Below are 19,434 nucleotides of genomic sequence, written 5' to 3' on the forward strand. Positions count from 1 at the left end.
TTCCGATGAACAGAATTTTTATGAGCACAGGTGAGGGGAAAAGACAATGGCAGGAACTAATCCGCGCGCGGTCCGCATTTCGGCGTTGATTCAGCGAGTGATTGCGTCCTCGATTGAATCTCAACTGCACGATCAACGACTTCAAGGCGTAACGATCACTGATGTGCGCGTCACGAACGATTTGCAGATTGCACATGTTTTCTGGACGCAACTTGGTCAGGAAGGCCATGAGCAGGGTGAGAGAAAGCGCGCGCAGCAGGCATTGAACCAGGCAAAAGGTCGTCTGCGCAGTCTCGTGGGCACGAAGGCTGGTCTGCGTTTGACTCCGCAGCTAAGGTTCCAGTTCGACGAGGTTCCACAAGAGGCCACTGAAATCGAGGACATTCTTGTTGCTGCACGTAAGCGCGATGAAGCATTGGCTGATTTGCGGAGCACTGCAAGCTATGCCGGCGATGAAGATCCTTATCGCCACGATGATGACAATGACGAAACAGGTCAAGGCGAAGACGCGATTGAGAATGAAGGTGAAGACGCTGGCGACGATAATGCCAGCAGCATCTCACATAGATGATTCGTCAAGCTGAAATGCATAACTGAATGGATATACGAAATGGGAGAATCGGGCATCCTGCTTGTAGACAAACCGCAAGGCGTAACGAGCCATGATGTGGTTGGGGCGGTAAGAGGGGCATTGCATACACGCCATGTTGGTCATGCGGGAACTCTCGACCCGATGGCTACGGGACTTCTGGTGGTCGGATTCGGCAAATCCACCAGACTGCTGCGATACATGGTCGGCCATACTAAGGAATACCTGGCGACGATACGGCTTGGGCTCGCAACCGATTCAGATGATGCCGATGGAAACTTGATTCGTACAGATCATGCCAAGCAGAATCACATTGAATCGGTGCTGAAATCCATTACGCAAGAAGGGTTGCAGGCACTCGTCAACGAGTTCTTTGTTGGTGCGATTGACCAGATTCCCAGCGCATTTTCGTCAGTTCGCGTGCATGGTAAGCACTCCTATGAACTTGCACGCAACGGTGAGATTCCAGAGCTCAAGCCAAGGGCAATCACTGTTTTCTCCTTCGAGATTCTCGATGTCGAGCATCATGAAGCTCAGATTCCATGCAACTGGCGCAATGAGGCCAACGAGGGCAGTGAGAGCACACAGAACAACGAAGCCGAAGAGAGCGCACAGAGCAATGCGACGTCCAGTGTTACGTCTGCTGGTGGAGAGCGAACGATTGCAGTGCCGGTCGTTGATGTGAAGGTCCGGGTAAGCTGTTCGAGCGGCACCTATATTCGTGCACTGGCACGAGACTTGGGTGCACGATTAGGCACGGGCGGTCATCTGATAGCATTGCGGCGGACTCGGGTCGGCGACTTTTGCATTGACTCCCATGAAGCTTCCAACACTGCAAAGCCTTGCGGAAGTGCTGAAGGCGAATCCAACGAACGTCAAGAATGCACGACTCCTGCGGAAGACATAGCCAAGGTAAAAGTCGAGCAGCGTGAGCGCAGGGACAGGAAAACCGGGGCAGTAGAGATCCGTAACAGAGCGGTGATGACTGACAGTGCGGAAACCCTCCTCAAATATGCGCTAAGTCCAGCGGCAGCAGCTTCAAGAATCATGGATTCCATCGAGATTTCCGCCAAGGAAGCCGTGGATCTGGGCTATGGTCGCGATATCGACAGACGTATCAATACGACATCTGCGGCCATTTACACGGCTCAAGACAGCAAAGAAGCGGAAGCGTTGCATACCGACGAACCGCAGAACACCCCGAGATTGTGTGCCATCCTAGTGCCTGATAGCCATGGTATGGCGAAGCCTCAAACCGTTTTCCCTGTTAACGTCAAAGCATAGCGACTGCATCAGAAGTGAGTAAGATGTGTTGAGGTTAGATTGAAGTTTCGGTGAGATGAAGGTGGGCATTCAGGCTCGGCTGAATGCAGCGATGGGAGTTGAATGAGGATCAGCAGACTTACGCCTGACGAAAGCGGGATTGTTCCATGGCCAACGTTGAGCGTGTCCAAGAAGGCAGTGGTAACTGTTGGCGTTTTTGATGGCATGCATAGGGGGCACACGGCGCTTCTGGAACGTGTGAAAACACTTGCCGAGCAGCAGCGAGCATATTCCGTTGTGGTGATGTTTGACCCTCGCCCAGGCGTGGTTCACCAGTTCGTGAAAGACCATCATGGTTTGGAGCCAACCGCAGAAGACGTTGCCACTGACCCGCAGGCGTTGATGAGCGTCGATGAGCGTGCTCACAGGATGGCTCAGCTTGGCATCGATCATCTGCTGATCGTGTCGTATGGCATGGCGTTTGCAGCAAAGTCATACCGATTCTTCCTTGGACAGCTGGTTGGCAAACTTGGCATGCGAACGCTTGTGCTCGGCAGTGACGCCGCCATGGGATCGAATCGCTCCGGCGATATTGCTGCGATTCAGCGCCTTGCCGAGGCTACTGGCGTTTTTCAGCTGGATGTTGTCGAAGACTTAGGCCCAGGATATACGCGGGTTCCTCGCGCAATTGTTCCGCAGGCTCCGAAAGAGGCCGGCGAGCCAGATGACCCGCTCACACACATGAACAAGGATGAGCAGCGGGCATGGAGCAAAAGCCATGACGCAGCAAAGGTTCGAGTATGGAGCTCAACGAATGTGCGCTATCTGCTTTCGCAAGGTCGCATGGTCGAAGCCAACGATGCGCTCGGACATAGCCACGTTATTGAAGGCGAAGTCGTGCACGGCGAGCAGCGTGGCAGAAATCTGGGCTTCCCAACTGCGAATCTGGGCGATTCCGTTGGCGGTTACATACCTGTCGATGGGGTGTACGCTGGCTGGCTGATTGATCTTGGCGAACATGGCAAGGATTTTGACAACCTTGAAGGCGAAGACACCGCAGCAATTTCTCAGGCAAATGTAGATGCACGGGTTTCTCCCGGCTCCCCTTGGCGCTGGCCGGCAGCAATTTCCATTGGCACCAAGGAAACCTACGAAGAGGAAACCGGTCTGCAGCAGCGAGTTGTCGAAGCGTATGCGATGAGCGATCACTGGCTAGATCTCTATGATCACGACGTGCGCATCGAGTTCACCAACTTCCTGCGCCCGCAATTCAAGTACAATAGTTCCGAAGAACTCGTAGCCCAGCTGAAAAACGACGAACAGAAATCACTCACACTGCTCAAAACCAAATAATCAGCCAAAATCGAGAACCACATTGTTCATTGTGAACTTCTCAAAGTATACAAGCCTAAATTTGGCCGTTTTTGGGCTGAAAACGACCTGAAATCCTATCAAAATGGGCTTCTCTACTTCGACAAGTTCACAATGAGCAACTATATGGGCTGACGTGGGGGTTGTGTTGTGGGAATTGCGTGGGTTCGGGAGAGTCCTAGGGCGTTCAGGGCGTCCTTTATGGAGGAAACTTCGAGGAGCTTCATCTTTCGAGCGTTGAGTTCCCTGGAACCACGGCGCTGCTTGGCAATCACCGCAGTTGAAAAGCCGAGACGTGCTGCCTCATCGATGCGCTGTTGCAATCGGGGGACAGGACGCACCTGCCCGGTCAGTGAAATCTCCCCAATCGCGCAGACCGTTCTTGAAATGGGACAATGCGTCGCGGCGCTCGCGAGAGCGGCAACCACAGCCAGATCGCACGCAGGTTCTCTGGCGGTCGCCCCCGCCATCGTCGACACATAGAGATCGTTGCTGAGCAACGGGATTCGACCGTGACGATACAGCACAGCGACCAGCATCGCGAGCCGATTCGTATCAACCCCGTTCGTGGCTCGCCGTGGTGCGGGAAGCACCGAATTCGTAACCAGCGCCTGGACTTCGATAGGCAGACTGCGATGACCGTCAACGGTGAAAGTGATGCACGTCCCTTCCATCGCATGTTCGTCAGGGGAGAGGAACAGTCCGGCAGGATCGCGCACCTCTTCGATGCCATCACCACTCATGTCGAAGCAGCCAACCTCGTCGGTCGGTCCGAAACGGTTCTTGACTGCGCGAAGCATACGTAGCGCGGTCTGTGAATCACCCTCGAACTGACAGACCACATCCACCAGATGTTCCAAGGTGCGAGGTCCGGCAATCGATCCATCCTTGGTTACATGACCAACCAGAAACGTTGGAATGTTCAGTGTTTTGGAAGCATCAATCAATGCGCTCGCAACTTCTCGAACCTGTGAGGAACCTCCGGTGATGCCGTCGACATCCGCCGAAGATATGGTCTGCGCAGAGTCAACCACGACCAGCGAGGGTTTCTCCTGCTCGATCAGAGCGATGGCGGCACCCAAGTCTGTGGTTGAGGCGAGGAGGAGTCGTGGCTGCACCGCATCGACGCGTGTTGCGCGCATGCGAATCTGCGCCTGTGACTCCTCTCCAGAGATGTAGAGCACCGTGTGATTCTCCCGCGCCGCTATGCGTCCTGCAGACTCGAGCAGCAGCGTGGACTTGCCGATTCCCGGTTCGCCGGCAATCAGAACCACAGATCCCGGCACAATCCCGCCGCCCAGCACGCGGTCAAATTCCTCAAAGCCGGTGGCTATGCGGGCTACCTGATCGGAGCCAACTTCGGTTATCGGCGTGGCTGCCTGTGAAACATCGATGCTCGCTGCACGATTGGATGCGCCAGTTTTTGAAATGCCACTGATCCTTGCCTCATGAAACTCCTCGATGGTTCCCCACTCGCCGCACTGAGGGCAGCGACCGAACCATTTCGCACCACTCCATCCACATTCAGTGCATACATATTGAGTCGTGCTTTTTGCCATACCGAAACGCTATAAAACTTGACGGACAATTCAGCTGATTTTCAGCTCTGCGTCGTCTGGCTGTGAGAGAATCGGCTGCATGGCGCAATATCAATCAGCAAAATCCCGTCGCATGCTGTTCACGGTTCTGTGGGCTATCGCAGCAATCATTATCATCGTTCTTGTCAGTGCATTTGTCTGGCCACGTTGGGCGATTCGCAGCAATGGTGATTCCACCGCATCGCAGAGCGCTGCCACATCGCAATCGCAGAGTTCCAGCGCTTCAGCAACGCCAACGGCTCCAACGATTTCGCCTTCTGCACTGCCTTCAGACGCGACGACTTTGCTGAAGACCATGCCAGATTCGGTTCGCAACTATGCACGAACTCAGGCGAGCTCGGCGACTACATGGAGCACGTCGTCACCCATCGAGGAATATACGGTCGTGTATTCCACCGGTGACAAGACTCAGGATGTCACTCTTACGGTTGCTCAGTGGGCAACTTCAGATGATGCCAAGCAGCAATATGATACCGTTGCGGCAACACTCACGGGCAACGAGCTTGCATCGGGAAATGTGAAGGTTTCAGGCTCCGCAACCGGGGCATATGTGGTCAAAACCGATGCATCGAATGAGAAAGATGCCACAGCCCTGTGGCAGAACAGCACCGTTCTGATTCAGGCTCATGGTCAGAAGGAAGCTGTCATGAACTTCTATCAGAAGTTCCCGTTGTAAGGCATAGCAACGGATATGCCTTACTTTTCGATTATGCCGGTGAATCTATTCTTGATCGCTATCCATTCGTGAATGCGGGACTTACGCTCCGCACATGGTCTGGAAACGTGGCGAAGAGAGTGCAGAGTGCCTGGTGTGGAAAACGTTCGGTAATCGTCGCTGAAGCAGTGTAGTATAGGGCAAGTTGCAATCTTTCAAGTAAGGAACGGAGGCTCGGATGGGTTCTGTCATCAAGAAGCGCCGCAAGCGGATGAGTAAGAAGAAGCATCGTAAAATGCTGCGTAAGACTCGCCACCAGCGCAAGTAGCTTGTATATTATTCCCCGACTGTCAAGCCGGGGAATTTTTTATACTGATTCTTGATGCCATCACTGGCCTCAATGCATTCCCGTGGGGGAGGGCAGATGGCAAGTGTGCTGCGTACTGCTTACTACTTAACTACTTATTCGAGTTCGTCAAGACGCGAGGTCCGCGAGGATCCCCTACAATCACCGTGTTGACCATGTTAAGGAACAGGCCGTGCTCGACAAGTCCAACGGTGTTAATCAGGTCTTCGGCCAGATCCTGGGGATGGTCGATGCGGTTCAGATGAAGATCCACGATGAAGTTGTTCTCATCGGTGCGAATGGGTGTCCTTTCGGCATTCATCCTGACCGTCGGCGCGTATCCCCGATTCTTGAGACGGTCGATCACATGCTGCGCTCCGAATGGAATGACTTCCACGGGGAGCGGGAAGCGGCCAATCGTGTCAACGACCTTGGATTCATCAACGATCCAGACGATCTTCTTTGAGTTGATCGCCACGATCTTCTCCCATAGAAGTGCAGCCCCGCCGCCCTTGATACCGTTGAAGTTCTGGTCCACTTCGTCGGCTCCGTCAACGGTTACATCGATCTGAGGTACATCATCGATGTCAACGATCTTGATGCCGTATGACTCGGCCTGAACCTTGGTGCGGCTCGACGTGGTGACTCCGGTGAAGTGCAGGCCTTCCTCCTTGACTCGTCTGCCCAGCTCGTCGACGAAGAACTTTACTGTCGAACCAGTTCCCAGTCCAGCAATCATATCGTTCTCAATCAGCTTTGCGGCTTCGACGCCAGCGGCCTTCTTCAGCGCGTCCTGTTCAGACTTATCCATAGGTGCCTCTTTCCATACCATGTTTCATAACGTGTGGGCTCAATTCATAATGAAGAGCACAGTTATCAATAGTAGTGGCCTGTATGCCCTGAAGTCATACGGCTAGTTGTCGGCATCCAGCTTTTCTACTTGATTAATCCGCAAAGGTGCATGATGCAGCGTCGCATTGCCGTTGCCGTCGACGGTAACATCGACCGAAATAGTGCCTCTGATGTGCATGGCATGACCCGAGTGCGTCGAACTTGATGACGGTGGAGGAGTGATGCGTATTTCGCCGGAAACCGTGAGTCCGGATGGGCGTGGCTGCTCTTCGGGGAGATCAAAATCAAAGGCATCCTGTGCATGCTCATTACGCTTCTGTGGCTTGGTTTCACGCGATGGTTCATGTGTGACGGAAGACGAATTGGACTGGGAAACGTTTTCGTGACGCGCGTGTGACGGAGATGAAAGCTGTGCCCTCACATCTGCAGGAATGGAGACGCCCGACGCATAGGGGGAGGCGAGAAGGGACTGCCAACCCTCGATGGGAAGATAGCCTGGTTTTCTGCCATTTCCGACTGCGGTTGCATAACCGTGAGCGAGAACGTCAACCTTCTCATTGAATTCATTTCCGGCATGCCCCTTGACCCATACGAACTTGATAGGTGCTGTTCGCGATGCAATCTCATAATCGATGGCTTTGATAACCTCGACGTTCTTAACAGGCTGCTTCTTGCTGTTCTTCCAACCGTTACGCTTCCACCCCTTGAGCCACACCGTCGAACATTGAATTGCATACTTCGAGTCGCTTTCGATAATCAGCGGCATGTCCGAGGGGTGGGCGCGCAAAGCCTGAAGTACGGCGCAAAGCTCGCCAATCTGATTGGTGCCGTTTGAAGCGCCTCCGGCATCACATGCTGAGCCAGAATGATCGACCCAGCCCCAACCCATTGGCCCATTCGGATTCCCCAATGCCGAGCCGTCGGTTGAGACGGTCATTGGGGATTCCGAATGGGCCTTTCGCGCCCTGTGGGGGGCGCTCACTTCACCTGTGGAAACCCTGTTGGGTTTTCCGCTTGTCGGTTCAGCTTTCGGATTCCCCAATGCTGAGCCGTCGGTTGAGACTGTGAGAGTTTGTTTGGATTTTGTCGAATAAGTCATGATTCAAGAGTACTGAAGACACCCGATGGAAAAAACAGAGCAGACTTCAACCAGTATTTTCCGGAGAGTTCGAGTTTTGTTGCCTTTTTGAAGTAAAAGGGTCGAAATCAGTGAAATCACGTGACGAATTCTGCCAAAAAACGGCAGTCTTCATGGAAAAGGCAACAAAACTCGAGTTTACGAAAAAGAATCGCCCCTGAACTGATTGTTTTGCTTCAGTTCAGGGGCGATTCATGCGAATTGAGCGCCGAATTACTCTCCGAGAGCCTTGTCGACCACGTCTTTTGCCTCATCGAGCACAGTGTCAAGTGCAGCAGGTGAAACGAAAGACTCCGCGTAGACCTTATAGATGTTCTCCGTGCCGGAAGGACGTGCTGCGAACCAATTATCCTTGGTCGTGACCTTGAGACCACCGATCTTGGCATGATTGCCAGGAGCTTCCGTGAGCTTGGCTGTGATATCTTCGCCTGCAAGCTTGGAAGTCTCGACGTCTTCACCGCTCAGCTTGGCGAACTTCTGCTTCTGCGCCAGAGTCGTCGGCGTATCAACGCGGCTGTACCAGCTCTCACCAAAGCGAGAGACCTGATCCTTGTGCAATTCTGCAGGATTCTTCCCAGTCTTTGCAGTGATTTCTGCGGCGAGGAGGTCAGGAATCAGACCGTCCTTGTCGGTCGTCCACACATGACCGTCCTTGCGCAGGAAGCTCATGCCGGAGCTTTCCTCTCCGCCGAAGGCAACCTCACCGGAGAACAGAGGATCAACGAACCACTTGAAACCGACAGGAACCTCAACCAACTTTGCGCCGATAGATTCAGCAACGCGGTCAATCAGTGAGCTCGACACGAGAGTCTTTCCGATTCCTGCATGGTCAGGCCATCCTGGACGATTGCCTGAGAACAGATATTCAACGCATACGGCGATGTAATGGTTAGGATTCATCACACCCCAGTCCGGGCACACAATCCCGTGACGATCAGCGTCTGGATCGGTCCCGCCAACCAGATCGTATTTATCCCATGCGCCATTATTAAGCCTGTCAACCAAGCCCTTCATGGCATAGGGGGAACTTGGATCGATGCGAATCTTGCCATCATGATCGATGGTCATGAAACGCCATGTCGGATCGGTATCAGGGTTGATGACACCAATATCAAGACCATACTTTTCATTGATAAGCGGCCAATAGTGAACGCTCGCACCGCCCAAGGGATCGATGCCCAGACGCACGCCGGAGGAACGAATCGCATCAAAGTCAATGACGTTGCCCAGATCGGCAACGTAGTGCTCGCGGTAGTCGAAGCGTTCAACGAGCTCTGACTTCAGCGCCTGCTCGAATGGGACGCGCTTTACAGATTTGAAGGAGCCCAGAAGCTCGTTGGCACGGTCAGCAATCGCATTCGTGGTTTCTGCAGGAGCAGGACCACCTGTTGGCGGATCGTACTTGAAACCACCATCGGTTGGCGGGTTGTGCGAAGGTGTGACCACAATGCCATCGGCAAGGTCGGTGCCAGTGAAGCGCTGTGTGCCGTCAGCCGCACGGTTATGGGTCAAAATGGCCTGTGAAACGGTCGGCGTTGGGGTGAAGTCATCGTTCGCGTCGATGCGCACGCGCACACCATTAGCAACAAGAACCTCGAGCGCGGTTTTCCACGCTGGATGGCTCAGGGCATGGGTATCGCGACCGATATACAAAGGTCCGGTAATGTTGGCAGCCTTGCGATGTTCCGCAATTGCTTGAGTGATGGCAACGATATGCGCTTCGTTGAACGAGGTCTTGAGACTCGAGCCTCGATGCCCGGAAGTGCCGAAGATGACACGCTGTTCAGCTACATCAGGATCGGGAATGGAATCATAATATTGTCCGATGACGTTATTGACGTCGATCAGATCCTTTTCTGTGGCGGGTAAGCCCGCATTTTTTGCAACCATATATCTATACTGCCACGCTCTGAGGATGTCTGCAGAAGACCGTGTTGTTCTCAGCGGAAACCAATGGCCGCAACGATTCCAAGCTCGCCGTCTATCGGGTCTATCGAGACTATCCAGTCTATCGGGGCTGCGGGTCAGTGTGCCGGTCAGCGGGTCTATCGGGTCAGCGGGTCTATCGGGTCAGCGAATCAGGCACGCGCACGCAAAGCGATTCCCTTTCAACGGAGAAGCGGATATGGCTGGTCTCACCCAAAACATCGCCATCAACCTGTACAGGAGCGGCCTTGTCGAGAGTTATTTCAGCGCTCAAGCCTTGCAACTGCTCGACTTTAGAATTCGTGGAGAGAGGACTTTGCCCAGCCTTATGTGTTATCGTCTGGTGCAGCACATCGCCGAACAGGTTTGCCCATCCAATGATTCCGCCCGATGTATCGATGATTTCAAAGTCCAGCAGACCGTCATTCCAGCAGGCCTCGGGCATCAACGAGAGACCAGGAATCTGTCCGCAATTACCGGCCATCAGCGTGCGGAAAACAATGGATTCCTGAGTTCGTGCTCGTCCGTCAGCCCCGGTGATGGTGACGGTGCCTGTATATTTCTTCGCAAACAGATGCTGCGCCCCGCTCACGAAATAGGCAAGCCAACTGATGTTCTTCTTCAACGTTGGATCGGTGTTGTCGATCATCAGCGCGTCGAAACCGGTGCCAGCAATGATCAGAAATGCGTGAGCGTCCTTATCCTCTTCCGAATCCAACATCTCCAAACGACCGACATCCACGAAACACGAGCCATGCGAGGTTGCGACTGCGAGAGCAGCGTCGATGTCGTCGATGGGAATGCCCATATTCCTGGCAAAAAGATTGCCCGTCCCTATGGGAATGATGCCCATCGCATGGCTGGTGCCTGCCAGGGCGCTCGCAACGGTGCGAACGGTTCCATCGCCACCCACGGCAATAACAACGTCCGCGCCGTCACGAAGAGCCTGCAATGCGCACGCTCTGCCATCCCTATCGAGTTCGGTGTTGATGAAGGTGAGATCCTTCAACCCTTTGTCGGCACAATACTTGCGAATCCTGGTCTTAAGCCGCTTGGCATTCGGTTTCGATGGATTGACGATGAATGCGTAGTGAACGCGATCGTTGCCGCGAGTGAAAAGACTATGAAGGAAGGAATGCCTGCGATACATGCGTATGGCAGCAATGGCCACTGCAAGAATGAGAACGAGTGCCGCAAGTGATGAAAGCACGATTATCGCGGAAATGGGCATACCGCAATTGTGCAATATTCGTACGTGCTATGTTCCAGCCGCGGCAATAGCTCAACGAATCCTGCACGTAGCAGCAATGATGACAATGCGCGGCCCGTGAGTGTCTTAATCCGGCATTAGGCTTTGCCTTATGCTTGATATCCAATTTATTCGCGATCATGCCGATATTGTCAAAGATTCACAACGGAAAAGAGGGGAGTCTGTCGAACTCGTCGACGAAGTTCTGAAATCAGATTCCGAACGTAGAGAAGCGCTGCGATCCTTTGAAAGCTCTCGGGCTGAGCAGAAGGAAATGGGTAGAAAAGTAGCTTCCGCTGCCCCTGATGAAAAGGCACAGCTGATTGCGCAGACCAAGGAGCTTGCGGCACAGGTCGGCACGTTCAAGACGCGGGCCGATGAGGCCACGGCAGCCTACACCACGGCAATGTGGAAGCTGAGCAACATTGTTGAGCCCGAAGCCCCCGAAGGCGGCGAAGACGATTACATCGTTGTCAAGAAGGTTGGAACGCTGCCAGACTTCGACGCTAAAGGTTTCAAGCCCAAGGATCACCTTGAGCTGGGAGTTGGCGTGGCGGGCATCGACATGCGTCGTGGCGTCAAGGTTTCTGGCTCTCGCTTCTACTTCCTGCGTGGCGCAATCGCGCGCATGGAAATCGCCATGCTCACCATGGCCGTCGATCAGGCAGAGCAACACGGATTCATCCCCACGATCACTCCAACGCTCGTGCGCCCAGAGGTCATGGCAGGCACCGGATTCCTGAACTCCCATGCTGACGAAATCTATCGTCTGCGCGAACCCGACGATCAATACTTGGTGGGAACATCCGAGGTTGCGCTCGCGGGAATGCACGAGAATGAGATTCTTGACTTGGAAGAGGGACCGCTGCGCTACTGCGGTTGGTCAAGCTGCTATCGCCGCGAGGCCGGCGCTGCCGGCAAGGATACGAGCGGCATTATTCGCGTGCACCAGTTCAACAAGGTTGAGATGTTCGTGTATTGCAAGCAGGAGGATTCCCGCGACCAGCATCAGCAGTTGTTGGGCATGGAGCAGGAGATGCTTGGCAAGGTCGAGGTTCCATACCGCATCATCGATACAGCTGCGGGTGATCTGGGTTCCTCTGCTGCCCGAAAGTTCGATTGTGAGGCTTGGGTGCCAACTCAGGATCGTTACCGTGAGCTCACCTCGACATCGAACTGCACGGAATATCAGGCGCGTCGTCTGAACATCCGCGAGCGTGTCGAGGATGGTGGCACTCGTGCCGTAGCAACGCTGAATGGTACCTTGGCAACAACTCGCTGGCTCGTTGCGATCATGGAAAACCATCAGCAGGCGGATGGTTCCATCGTCGTTCCCACAGCGATGCGCGCCTACATGGGTGGTCGCGAGGTCATTGAACCGACCGCATGGGAGGCATAGGCCGTCTGGAATCGGATTTCATTGGAGTTTGAAGTATGAAGTCTGACGTCTGATGTCTGATGTGTGATGGGTCGGATGATAGGTAGGCTCTTGGATTTGAATTTGTGGAAATCCAAGGTCGGGTTTATCATGAAATCCGTGCTTCGAGAGGGTTACGTATTTATCTCCTGATTTCTAGCACATGGACGGGTGTCTGAGCGGTCGAAAGAGACGGTCTTGAAAACCGTTGAACGCAAGTTCCGCGAGTTCGAATCTCGCCCCGTCCGCAAGCAAGGGTTTTGAGCAGTCGCTCAAAGCCCTTTTTTCATGCGCCATTCCAGTGCTGGGTTATAGGCACAGAAGTGGGGCTATGGGGGTTATAGGTCAAAAGTGTGTCCTCGTGTTAGTTGTTGTGGTTGTGGTATGGGGTGCTGATGTGATGATGTCTTGTTGAATAGGCATGCAGTCCTCGTTTCGACATGTTCGATGATTATCGAACACTGCATCACTGTGGCATCTTGTGGGTGGAGAGGCGGGATTCAAATACGGCAATGAGAGACAGGTGTGATTTACTCCGCTCTTTCTGTTGATGCTGTCGATAGTGCAGGCCGTGGATGCGTTGATGATGCGATTGCCTGAGCTTTATTGTCTCGATAATTCGTTATTGAAAGAAACGATTAATCTTTCGGCGCTGTGTGGTTTCATCACTTGGTTCAGCATCGCTCTGAGCCATCTGCGTTTTCGTCTTGGCTACGTTCGTCAAGGCTATGACCTTAACAAGCTGCAATTTCGAGCGCCACTATCTACTGCCGCTGATGCTTCATGTTGTGACAATTTTCGACATTTTGGGCTTGGTGCAGCGGGTGGCGGGGTGCCTGGTGCAGGGTGGTGTCGGGAAATGCAAAATTTGACAGTGTGGTGAAGTGTGGTTATTGTGTATGAAAATGGTTATGATAACTGTTATCAAATAGAGAAGGTTATCGACTTCTAGAAATTAGAGAAGTGGTGAGCTGGCATCCGGATGTGAGGAATGCCGTAGAAGCGAGGAGAACGATGCGGGCGAATACTCGTCAGCGCCAAGCTGTGTTCAACGCTTCGGCCCCTGTACCAAGACTTCGGTGCGTCATCTTCATGGTCGAGGACACCTTGCTACGGGCAATGTACCTCGCTGCGGATGTGGCTCTGATGTTCTTTCCCTCGCGGTTGATATCGCGGATGGTGTTGCTCCCGCAGACTCCTGGCTTCCAATTCGACAGCAGCACGTCGGTTATGTCCGGGCATGCTTTATTTATTCCGATCGAATGCTCGGCTTCGTCCGCTGACCAGACGATTATCGCTATAACCACGCGAGCGATGAACGTCGCCACGGTCATCGGACGGTCTGAGCGTGGCCTACCTTAGCGAGGCCAATGCCTCGTGTCAGGTTCCCTTCTGCGTGGCAGCCTGTCTCGCAGACATCGTCGCTGTATCACTATCTCAACAACAAGGAGAAACATCATGACCACATCAGTTAAGGAGCGTCCAAGGGCGCGCCGCAGCAAGAAGAGCTTCGCGAGTTCACTCGTCATTGGTATCGGCGCGTTCGCGTTCGCATTCGCGATGCCGTTGGCGGCGCACGCCGCTACGATTATCTCCGCCGAGGATCTCGACGTGATCGAGGTTGAGGCGACGGAGTCTGGACTGAACACGCACATCTGGGATGTCGAGCTGCTCGGCCATGATCACGACGCAAACAATCCCGACCCCGAGTTCGATCCGGCTTCGGTAGAATATCAGCTCGCCGCCGACGAGGATGGCTACGCTTACATCAGCGAGGATACCGACATCTCCCCACTGTCGGCAGGTTTCTCGCCGGGTAGCTCTGACTTTCTCGACGATCTGACCAATCCGTGGGTCACCTTCACGCTCGAGAGCGCAGACTGGGACGCCGCGGACGGAGTGACCGCGGGAGGTGGCGTTATCATCGCTGGTGACGACATCGATCTGGACTTCAACGCTGATGACTACGACCCTGTTTCGACGCCGCAGTCCTTCAATCTCACGAAGCATACGCATCCCGACTGGACCTTCAGAGGCGAGGGCACGTACACGCTCGAGTTTGGTGTGAGTGTAGATTACTCCTCCCCGACAGTGGTGACAGGTCTCCCCGACACTGTGACTGTAATCGTTCACGTCCTATAGGCACGGTCAGCTCAGACAGCTGGGCGGTGGGGCGCGGAAAGACTTGCGCCCCTTCCGTTCGCTGTCCGGTTCGCCCGCCGTTATCAACCACCAAGAAAGCGCACCCATGTCTCGAACCCGTATCTCTGCCAACGCCACCGGCACGGCGCTAATCGCAGCCATCTCACTTCTAGCTTCACTCTTCTCCGCACCGCCAGTGGCGGCCGCGGCCCCGCAATCAGACGATGCGTCTTCTATCTCAGTGCTGTCGGAGGGGGAAGTGAGGTTCGCGGACCGGCTAGTCGATGGTCAGCTTGAGCTTGGGCTGCGGGATGTTTCGACGGACACGCCACAATGGCTTGACCCCTCGCAGACGATTATTCATCTGCCCACCCAAGACAATGACTGGCTTTGCCGGCAAGATAAGGCTGCGAGCTGTCGCGCGGCGAGCGTTCCCTTTTGGGAAGCGATCGCGCCACAGGACGCGAGGTTCTGGACATCCAAAACAAACTCACCTGGAGTGCCTGGCAACTCTTTGGTTGTCAACTTCGACGCTGGCCTCGTCCCGACCTCCCAAGTCATCGCGTCCCCCGAGTTCACCTTCGGAGGACTGGATACCACGAGCGAGGACGGTTACATGGTCATGTGGCCGTATAAAATGACGCAGCCCGTACGGAAGTGGGATTCTCGCATCAACCTCAAAGACCCCTTCACTGCTCGTACAAGCGAGACAGGGGAAGTGCTGAAGCCTTCACCTCGTACGTTAGTGACATTCAGTGCACCAGGCATCTACCACCTGACCATCGACACTTCCGCCTATGCCGCCGCAGATGGGGCTCCGCTGAAAGACTCCGCCGTGTTCACGTTCGTGATCGGATCAGAGATTGACCCCAGCACTGTCACGCCAGCCCCTCAGCCAGAGGGCGGCCCGTCGGACAGTGATGACGATGGACTTGGCAGAGAGGATGGCGTAACTGTATTCAAGGACGGCGACTTGCGGATTGCGCCCGTCCTTGAGGACGGAGAGTACGCGCTTCGAGTTGCCGACCATAGTGGCGCGGCTCCACGACTGCTTGGCGTAGAGGATGCGATTTTCTACTTGCCCAACCAAGATACGTCCTGGCCTGGCGAGGCCATGAGTACCCCAGATGCTCAGCAGCGCTGGGATAGCATTGTGCCACGTGGCACGCTGCCTTGGCGGACACGAGGAAACGCAGGCCAGTCGAGCGTTTACGCACGCAACAACCTGATTCTGAGCTTGGATGGCAGCCGAATCCCTTTTACTAATGGAGAGGAAGGGACCAAAGTTTCACTACAGTCTGCGAACGGCTCTGGGTATTTTGCGAGTTACCAAGTGAATGCCTATGATGAACCAGTCTCTGGCTTGGCGCCTGTCTGGGATTCGCGTTCAGCGACAGATCGCCCTATTGGTGTCACTAAAAGGGTGGACTCGGGTTGGCTTTTCAGTGCGCCGGGCGCGTACTGCGTCACTCTGCGGTCAGAGCTCGGCGCCCGTCTTGCTGCTGCGACATTCACTGTCGTCGTTGGGGATGCTTTGGACCCTCGCAGCGTACCGGTCTGTGAACAGGAGTCGGCGAAGTCTCAACATGAGGATGAAGGCGCAGCGCGTGACGACCTAGACCCTACGGTCACTTACCTTGATCACGGTCACACTGACCTTGCGGTCGGCCTTATCGACGACGAGCTCAAATTCGGGGTTGATGTTCACGAGTTCTACGATCTGAATGACACTGTCTGGGTGGGACAAAGCGCAGCCAACAAATTCACGGTTCCGTCCGTGAGCTCTTCGCGAGATTACTCCTTTATCGGTGAGCCAGGTGACACCTACTGGGGCTTCACCGAAACAGGCAATGATTCGTCTGCCAGACTTTGGCCCGGGCTCTCAACTCAGATGCCTGGACTCGCATCCAAGATGGATCCTAACAGCGTCATCTCGTTCAACCTGCTTGGCGTCGCAGGGCCTGGCGACGTAACCATCTTTGGTGACAACGCGGCAACGGACGGAAAAACTTCCGATGTCTACTGGAGCAGCGCGCAAGGGTATCCACAGTCGCGTTCATTCGAGCGCGGCAATCACTCGCACATGAACTGGGCTTTCACAGAGCAGGGCGTGTATTGCCTCAATTGGCAAGCCAATATGAGGCTCAAGGACCAGAGTAGTGCGAGCACGTCAGCGCAACTCACCGTTGTCGTGGGTGATCAGATTGATCTCAGCAAGGTTCAGCCCTGCGGTAGAGACCGCACTACCCCCGCTCCAGTCGGGAGCATCCTGACACCGAGCGAGCTCTCGACCGAGGCGAAGCTGCTCACGAGCGGACAGGCGTTGGTTTCCCCCTATCTCCGTGATGGTGACCTTGATGTTTTCGCCCGCGTGCAGGACTCGACCCTGAGCAAGCTCGTCCCTCGTGACGTCGAGTCGCTGATCTTCTCGGCAGCGAGAAGAGTGACCGGAGGACCGTGGGGTTTCGACGGCTGGTTGGCTGGGAATGAGGGCTACAGCGCTGCCGACATCTCTTGGGATACCACCTGGCTAGACCACGCCCAACTCAATGGAGACCCATTGCTCTCAGTTGGGAACGTCCAAGGACCAGGGGTGTTCTCCGCAACTCGGCTAGAGTGGCTTGGGGCACCGTATATACCGAACGAGAATGCACTCGCACTGGGAAACGCTCCGAATGACCCATTGGAAACCACGCTCCGTGCAGGGTGGAGGGAACGGCATATCGTTCATTCGTTCTCCAAGCCCGGCGTTTATTGCGTGCCACTTACCTGGGAAGTCAGCCTTGCAGACGGCGGCACCAGCAGCGTTTCTAAGACGCTGACTTTCGTAGCAGGCGACACAGACCCTAGTGCTGCTGAATACATCGACCGTTCCACTGTCGCCCCGTGTGCGGCTGGCGGTGCGGCGACCAATCCAGGAGGAAGCGATCCGGGTAGTGGTGAGGAAGACCCTGAACCTCCGATCGTTGACGTCCCTGATTCAGACGCGGCAGTTCTCTCGAGCGGGCATGTCGATGTCGCAAGTCTTATTGAAGATGGTCGGCTCGTGACCAAGGTCAAAGATGACACGACGGGATCCAATAGCCCTGTGTTTCACAATCTCAATGATGTTGTCTTCCACGTCACATCGCTGGCTGAGAGGCCGATTCCTGCAAGTGACGAGTTCAGCTTCCTTGGCACTGCAGGTAAATCGACCTGGCTGCTCCCGGCAACCCAAGACAGTCTGCTGCTGTGGCCTGGTTGGTCAACGGAACTGATACCAAGTGAACAGCTGAAGACCGACATAACCTGGCGTTTGACGGATGTGTCTGGTCCTGGTGATTTTGCCCTGTTTGAAACGGGTGCGTTTGGTGTGCCTCGTGTGCTGTGGAATACGCGCGATGGCTTGGATGACGCGGATTCATTCGACATTCATGCGGGCGTGCATGCGCATGGCAATTGGGCGTTTAGCGCTGAGGGCGTGTACTGTCTGGCATTTGACCGCACGGGCACGCTCGCCGATGGTGGTGCGCAGACCGCGAGTAGTGTGCTGGCGGTGGCTGTGGGTGATGTTGACCCGCATAAGGTTGACCCTGCTACCTGCTTCAAGGACACCGATACGCCCGGAGATGGCTCGGACCCGGACGATAACGACGATAACGGTGATAGCGGTAACGGCAGTGATACCGGTGATCCGGGCGACCCGGATGACACCGACAATCCGGGTGACCCAGGTGATACAGGTGGAGACGGCAATACCGATACTCCGGGTGATGGCTCTGATGGTGGCGATAATTCCGGTTCGGATACCGGTGACCCGAGCGACCCAGGTGGCACCGACGATCCCACTGATCCTGATAACCCTGATGACCCCGACGACAAGCCGTTTGATATTGTGCCGTTGCCTGAGAGTGGGTTGTCTGGGTCGTTGAGCGGTGTGCTTTCTGCTGCTACTGCTGTTGCCAAGGCGGGTACTACGTTCAGGGTGTTCATCGGTGGTGCTGCTGGTGTGGCTGAGGGTGATAGGCTCGCGGCGTTCATCTATTCGACTCCGGTGCGTTTGAAGTCTACGGCTGGGTTGAGTGATCTGATTGTCCAGAAGGCTGCTGATGGTCGCCTGTTTGTTGACGTGGTGTTGCCAGCCGACTATTCGGGAGATCACAAGGTTGCCTTGTATGACGAGCATGGCCTGTTGCTTGGATGGGTGCCGGTGAACATCCTCGCACCAATCGATGATTCGGATACTGACAAGACGGATCGGAACGCTCCGAACAAGAACGCTCCGAACAAGAATGCTGGCGGTGGTTCGGCAGACGTGTATGGCGGTCTGGCTTCTACCGGTGTGGAAACGAGTGCGCTGGTTGCGTTGATTGCTGTGTTCGCTCTTACCGGTGTCGTTCTGTCAATGCTTCGTAGGAAGAGCGCGAAGTAGTTATTTGTGTTGCTGTGAGTTCAAGGCGCATCCCGGTCTGTTTGGTGGGTGCGCCTTTCTGTGTGCTCGCGTGTGGGGTTGCATCGGGGTGTTGCCCCAAACGGCTGTATCTGTTGGCTTTTCAACAAGAAAAACATAATTGTACCGGTAACGCTCCATTGATATATCTGAACACGTTGTCCGGCAAGGGATTAAAGGTGATGAGTATAGGGATAAAACGTTATCCGATTCACTGACCACGACATGGGTTCATGTGCTACCTCACGCAGACAGCACAGGCAGGTTAATCGTCTGCGAGCGCTGTGAACGCACGACATCTGTCGGTACATGAAGCATCACACGCACGACATTCACACGATGCTTACGATTGTTGTCCGCCCAGTATGGATGCACTCTAGATGGGGGGTGTCCCTCAAACCGGCAGTGGCCACTACCGTCGGATAGGTGAAAAATGCGTGTCGTGTTCAAAACATTTGA

Annotated in this window: 15 protein-coding genes and 1 tRNA gene; 10 read left to right on the forward strand and 6 right to left on the reverse strand. The window is 54.6% G+C overall.

Going from position 1 to position 19,434, the window contains the following annotated elements:
- Positions 1–46: 46 nt before the first annotated feature.
- From rbfA to QN215_RS02895, 3 genes are all read left to right on the forward strand, one after another.
- A complete protein-coding gene (gene rbfA / locus QN215_RS02885) occupies positions 47–571 on the forward strand; it encodes a 30S ribosome-binding factor RbfA (protein WP_369344625.1) in 525 nt (174 codons plus the stop codon).
- A 39-nt stretch (positions 572–610) separates the two neighbouring features.
- Positions 611–1,873 (forward strand): tRNA pseudouridine(55) synthase TruB, encoded by a 1,263-nt coding sequence (truB, locus tag QN215_RS02890; protein WP_369344626.1) that lies wholly within the window; start codon positions 611–613, stop codon positions 1,871–1,873.
- A 102-nt stretch (positions 1,874–1,975) separates the two neighbouring features.
- Positions 1,976–3,205, forward strand: a complete 1,230-nt coding sequence (locus QN215_RS02895) for a riboflavin kinase (protein ID WP_369344627.1) — start codon at positions 1,976–1,978, stop codon at positions 3,203–3,205.
- Between the two features lie 140 nt (positions 3,206–3,345).
- On the opposite strand, the gene radA is transcribed toward QN215_RS02895, so the two are convergent.
- On the reverse strand, positions 3,346–4,782 hold the full coding sequence (gene radA, locus QN215_RS02900; RefSeq protein WP_369344628.1) for a DNA repair protein RadA: 1,437 nt from the start codon (positions 4,780–4,782) through the stop codon (positions 3,346–3,348).
- A gap of 79 nt (positions 4,783–4,861) precedes the next feature.
- Here radA and QN215_RS02905 point away from each other — a divergent pair, with 79 nt between their 5' ends.
- Complete coding sequence (locus QN215_RS02905; protein ID WP_369344629.1) at positions 4,862–5,497, forward strand: hypothetical protein; 636 nt, start codon at positions 4,862–4,864, stop codon at positions 5,495–5,497.
- Positions 5,498–5,714: 217 nt separating this feature from the next.
- The gene (locus QN215_RS02910; protein WP_003817716.1) at positions 5,715–5,804 is read left to right on the forward strand and encodes a 30S ribosomal protein bS22; all 90 of its coding nucleotides are present in this window, start codon (positions 5,715–5,717) and stop codon (positions 5,802–5,804) included.
- 130 nt (positions 5,805–5,934) lie between these two features.
- On the opposite strand, the gene rpiA is transcribed toward QN215_RS02910, so the two are convergent.
- The 4 genes from rpiA to QN215_RS02930 all read right to left on the reverse strand — a co-directional run bounded on the left by rpiA (position 5,935) and on the right by QN215_RS02930 (position 10,969).
- Positions 5,935–6,633, reverse strand: a complete 699-nt coding sequence (gene rpiA / locus QN215_RS02915) for a ribose-5-phosphate isomerase RpiA (RefSeq protein ID WP_369344630.1) — start codon at positions 6,631–6,633, stop codon at positions 5,935–5,937.
- Between the two features lie 102 nt (positions 6,634–6,735).
- Positions 6,736–7,611, reverse strand: coding sequence for a ribonuclease H (locus QN215_RS02920; RefSeq protein WP_369344631.1), 876 nt, complete (start codon positions 7,609–7,611; stop codon positions 6,736–6,738).
- Between the two features lie 414 nt (positions 7,612–8,025).
- Positions 8,026–9,702 carry a phosphoglucomutase (alpha-D-glucose-1,6-bisphosphate-dependent) gene (gene pgm, locus QN215_RS02925; protein WP_369344632.1) on the reverse strand — a complete coding sequence of 559 codons (1,677 nt, stop codon included), beginning with the start codon at positions 9,700–9,702 and terminating at the stop codon, positions 8,026–8,028.
- A gap of 172 nt (positions 9,703–9,874) precedes the next feature.
- Positions 9,875–10,969 (reverse strand): diacylglycerol kinase family protein, encoded by a 1,095-nt coding sequence (locus tag QN215_RS02930; RefSeq protein ID WP_369344633.1) that lies wholly within the window; start codon positions 10,967–10,969, stop codon positions 9,875–9,877.
- Between the two features lie 130 nt (positions 10,970–11,099).
- Here QN215_RS02930 and serS point away from each other — a divergent pair, with 130 nt between their 5' ends.
- The 3 genes from serS to QN215_RS02945 all read left to right on the forward strand — a co-directional run bounded on the left by serS (position 11,100) and on the right by QN215_RS02945 (position 13,287).
- On the forward strand, positions 11,100–12,386 hold the full coding sequence (gene serS / locus QN215_RS02935; RefSeq protein WP_369344634.1) for a serine--tRNA ligase: 1,287 nt from the start codon (positions 11,100–11,102) through the stop codon (positions 12,384–12,386).
- 183 nt (positions 12,387–12,569) lie between these two features.
- A tRNA-Ser gene (locus QN215_RS02940) sits at positions 12,570–12,652 on the forward strand.
- Positions 12,653–12,954: 302 nt separating this feature from the next.
- Positions 12,955–13,287, forward strand: a complete 333-nt coding sequence (locus QN215_RS02945) for a hypothetical protein (RefSeq protein WP_369344635.1) — start codon at positions 12,955–12,957, stop codon at positions 13,285–13,287.
- Between the two features lie 148 nt (positions 13,288–13,435).
- Here the strand turns inward: QN215_RS02945 and QN215_RS02950 are convergent, their stop codons facing one another.
- Positions 13,436–13,738 (reverse strand): hypothetical protein, encoded by a 303-nt coding sequence (locus QN215_RS02950; protein WP_369344636.1) that lies wholly within the window; start codon positions 13,736–13,738, stop codon positions 13,436–13,438.
- A 124-nt stretch (positions 13,739–13,862) separates the two neighbouring features.
- Between QN215_RS02950 and QN215_RS02955 the strand changes: the two genes are divergently transcribed.
- Both QN215_RS02955 and QN215_RS02960 read left to right on the forward strand, forming a co-directional pair.
- Positions 13,863–14,546 carry a hypothetical protein gene (locus QN215_RS02955; RefSeq protein WP_369344637.1) on the forward strand — a complete coding sequence of 228 codons (684 nt, stop codon included), beginning with the start codon at positions 13,863–13,865 and terminating at the stop codon, positions 14,544–14,546.
- Between the two features lie 106 nt (positions 14,547–14,652).
- The gene (locus QN215_RS02960) at positions 14,653–18,957 is read left to right on the forward strand and encodes a choice-of-anchor M domain-containing protein (protein WP_369344638.1); all 4,305 of its coding nucleotides are present in this window, start codon (positions 14,653–14,655) and stop codon (positions 18,955–18,957) included.
- Positions 18,958–19,434 lie beyond the last annotated feature (477 nt).

The sequence above is a fragment of the Bifidobacterium sp. WK041_4_12 genome (genome assembly GCF_041080795.1).
GTDB classification, from domain to species: domain Bacteria; phylum Actinomycetota; class Actinomycetes; order Actinomycetales; family Bifidobacteriaceae; genus Bombiscardovia; species Bombiscardovia aquikefiricola.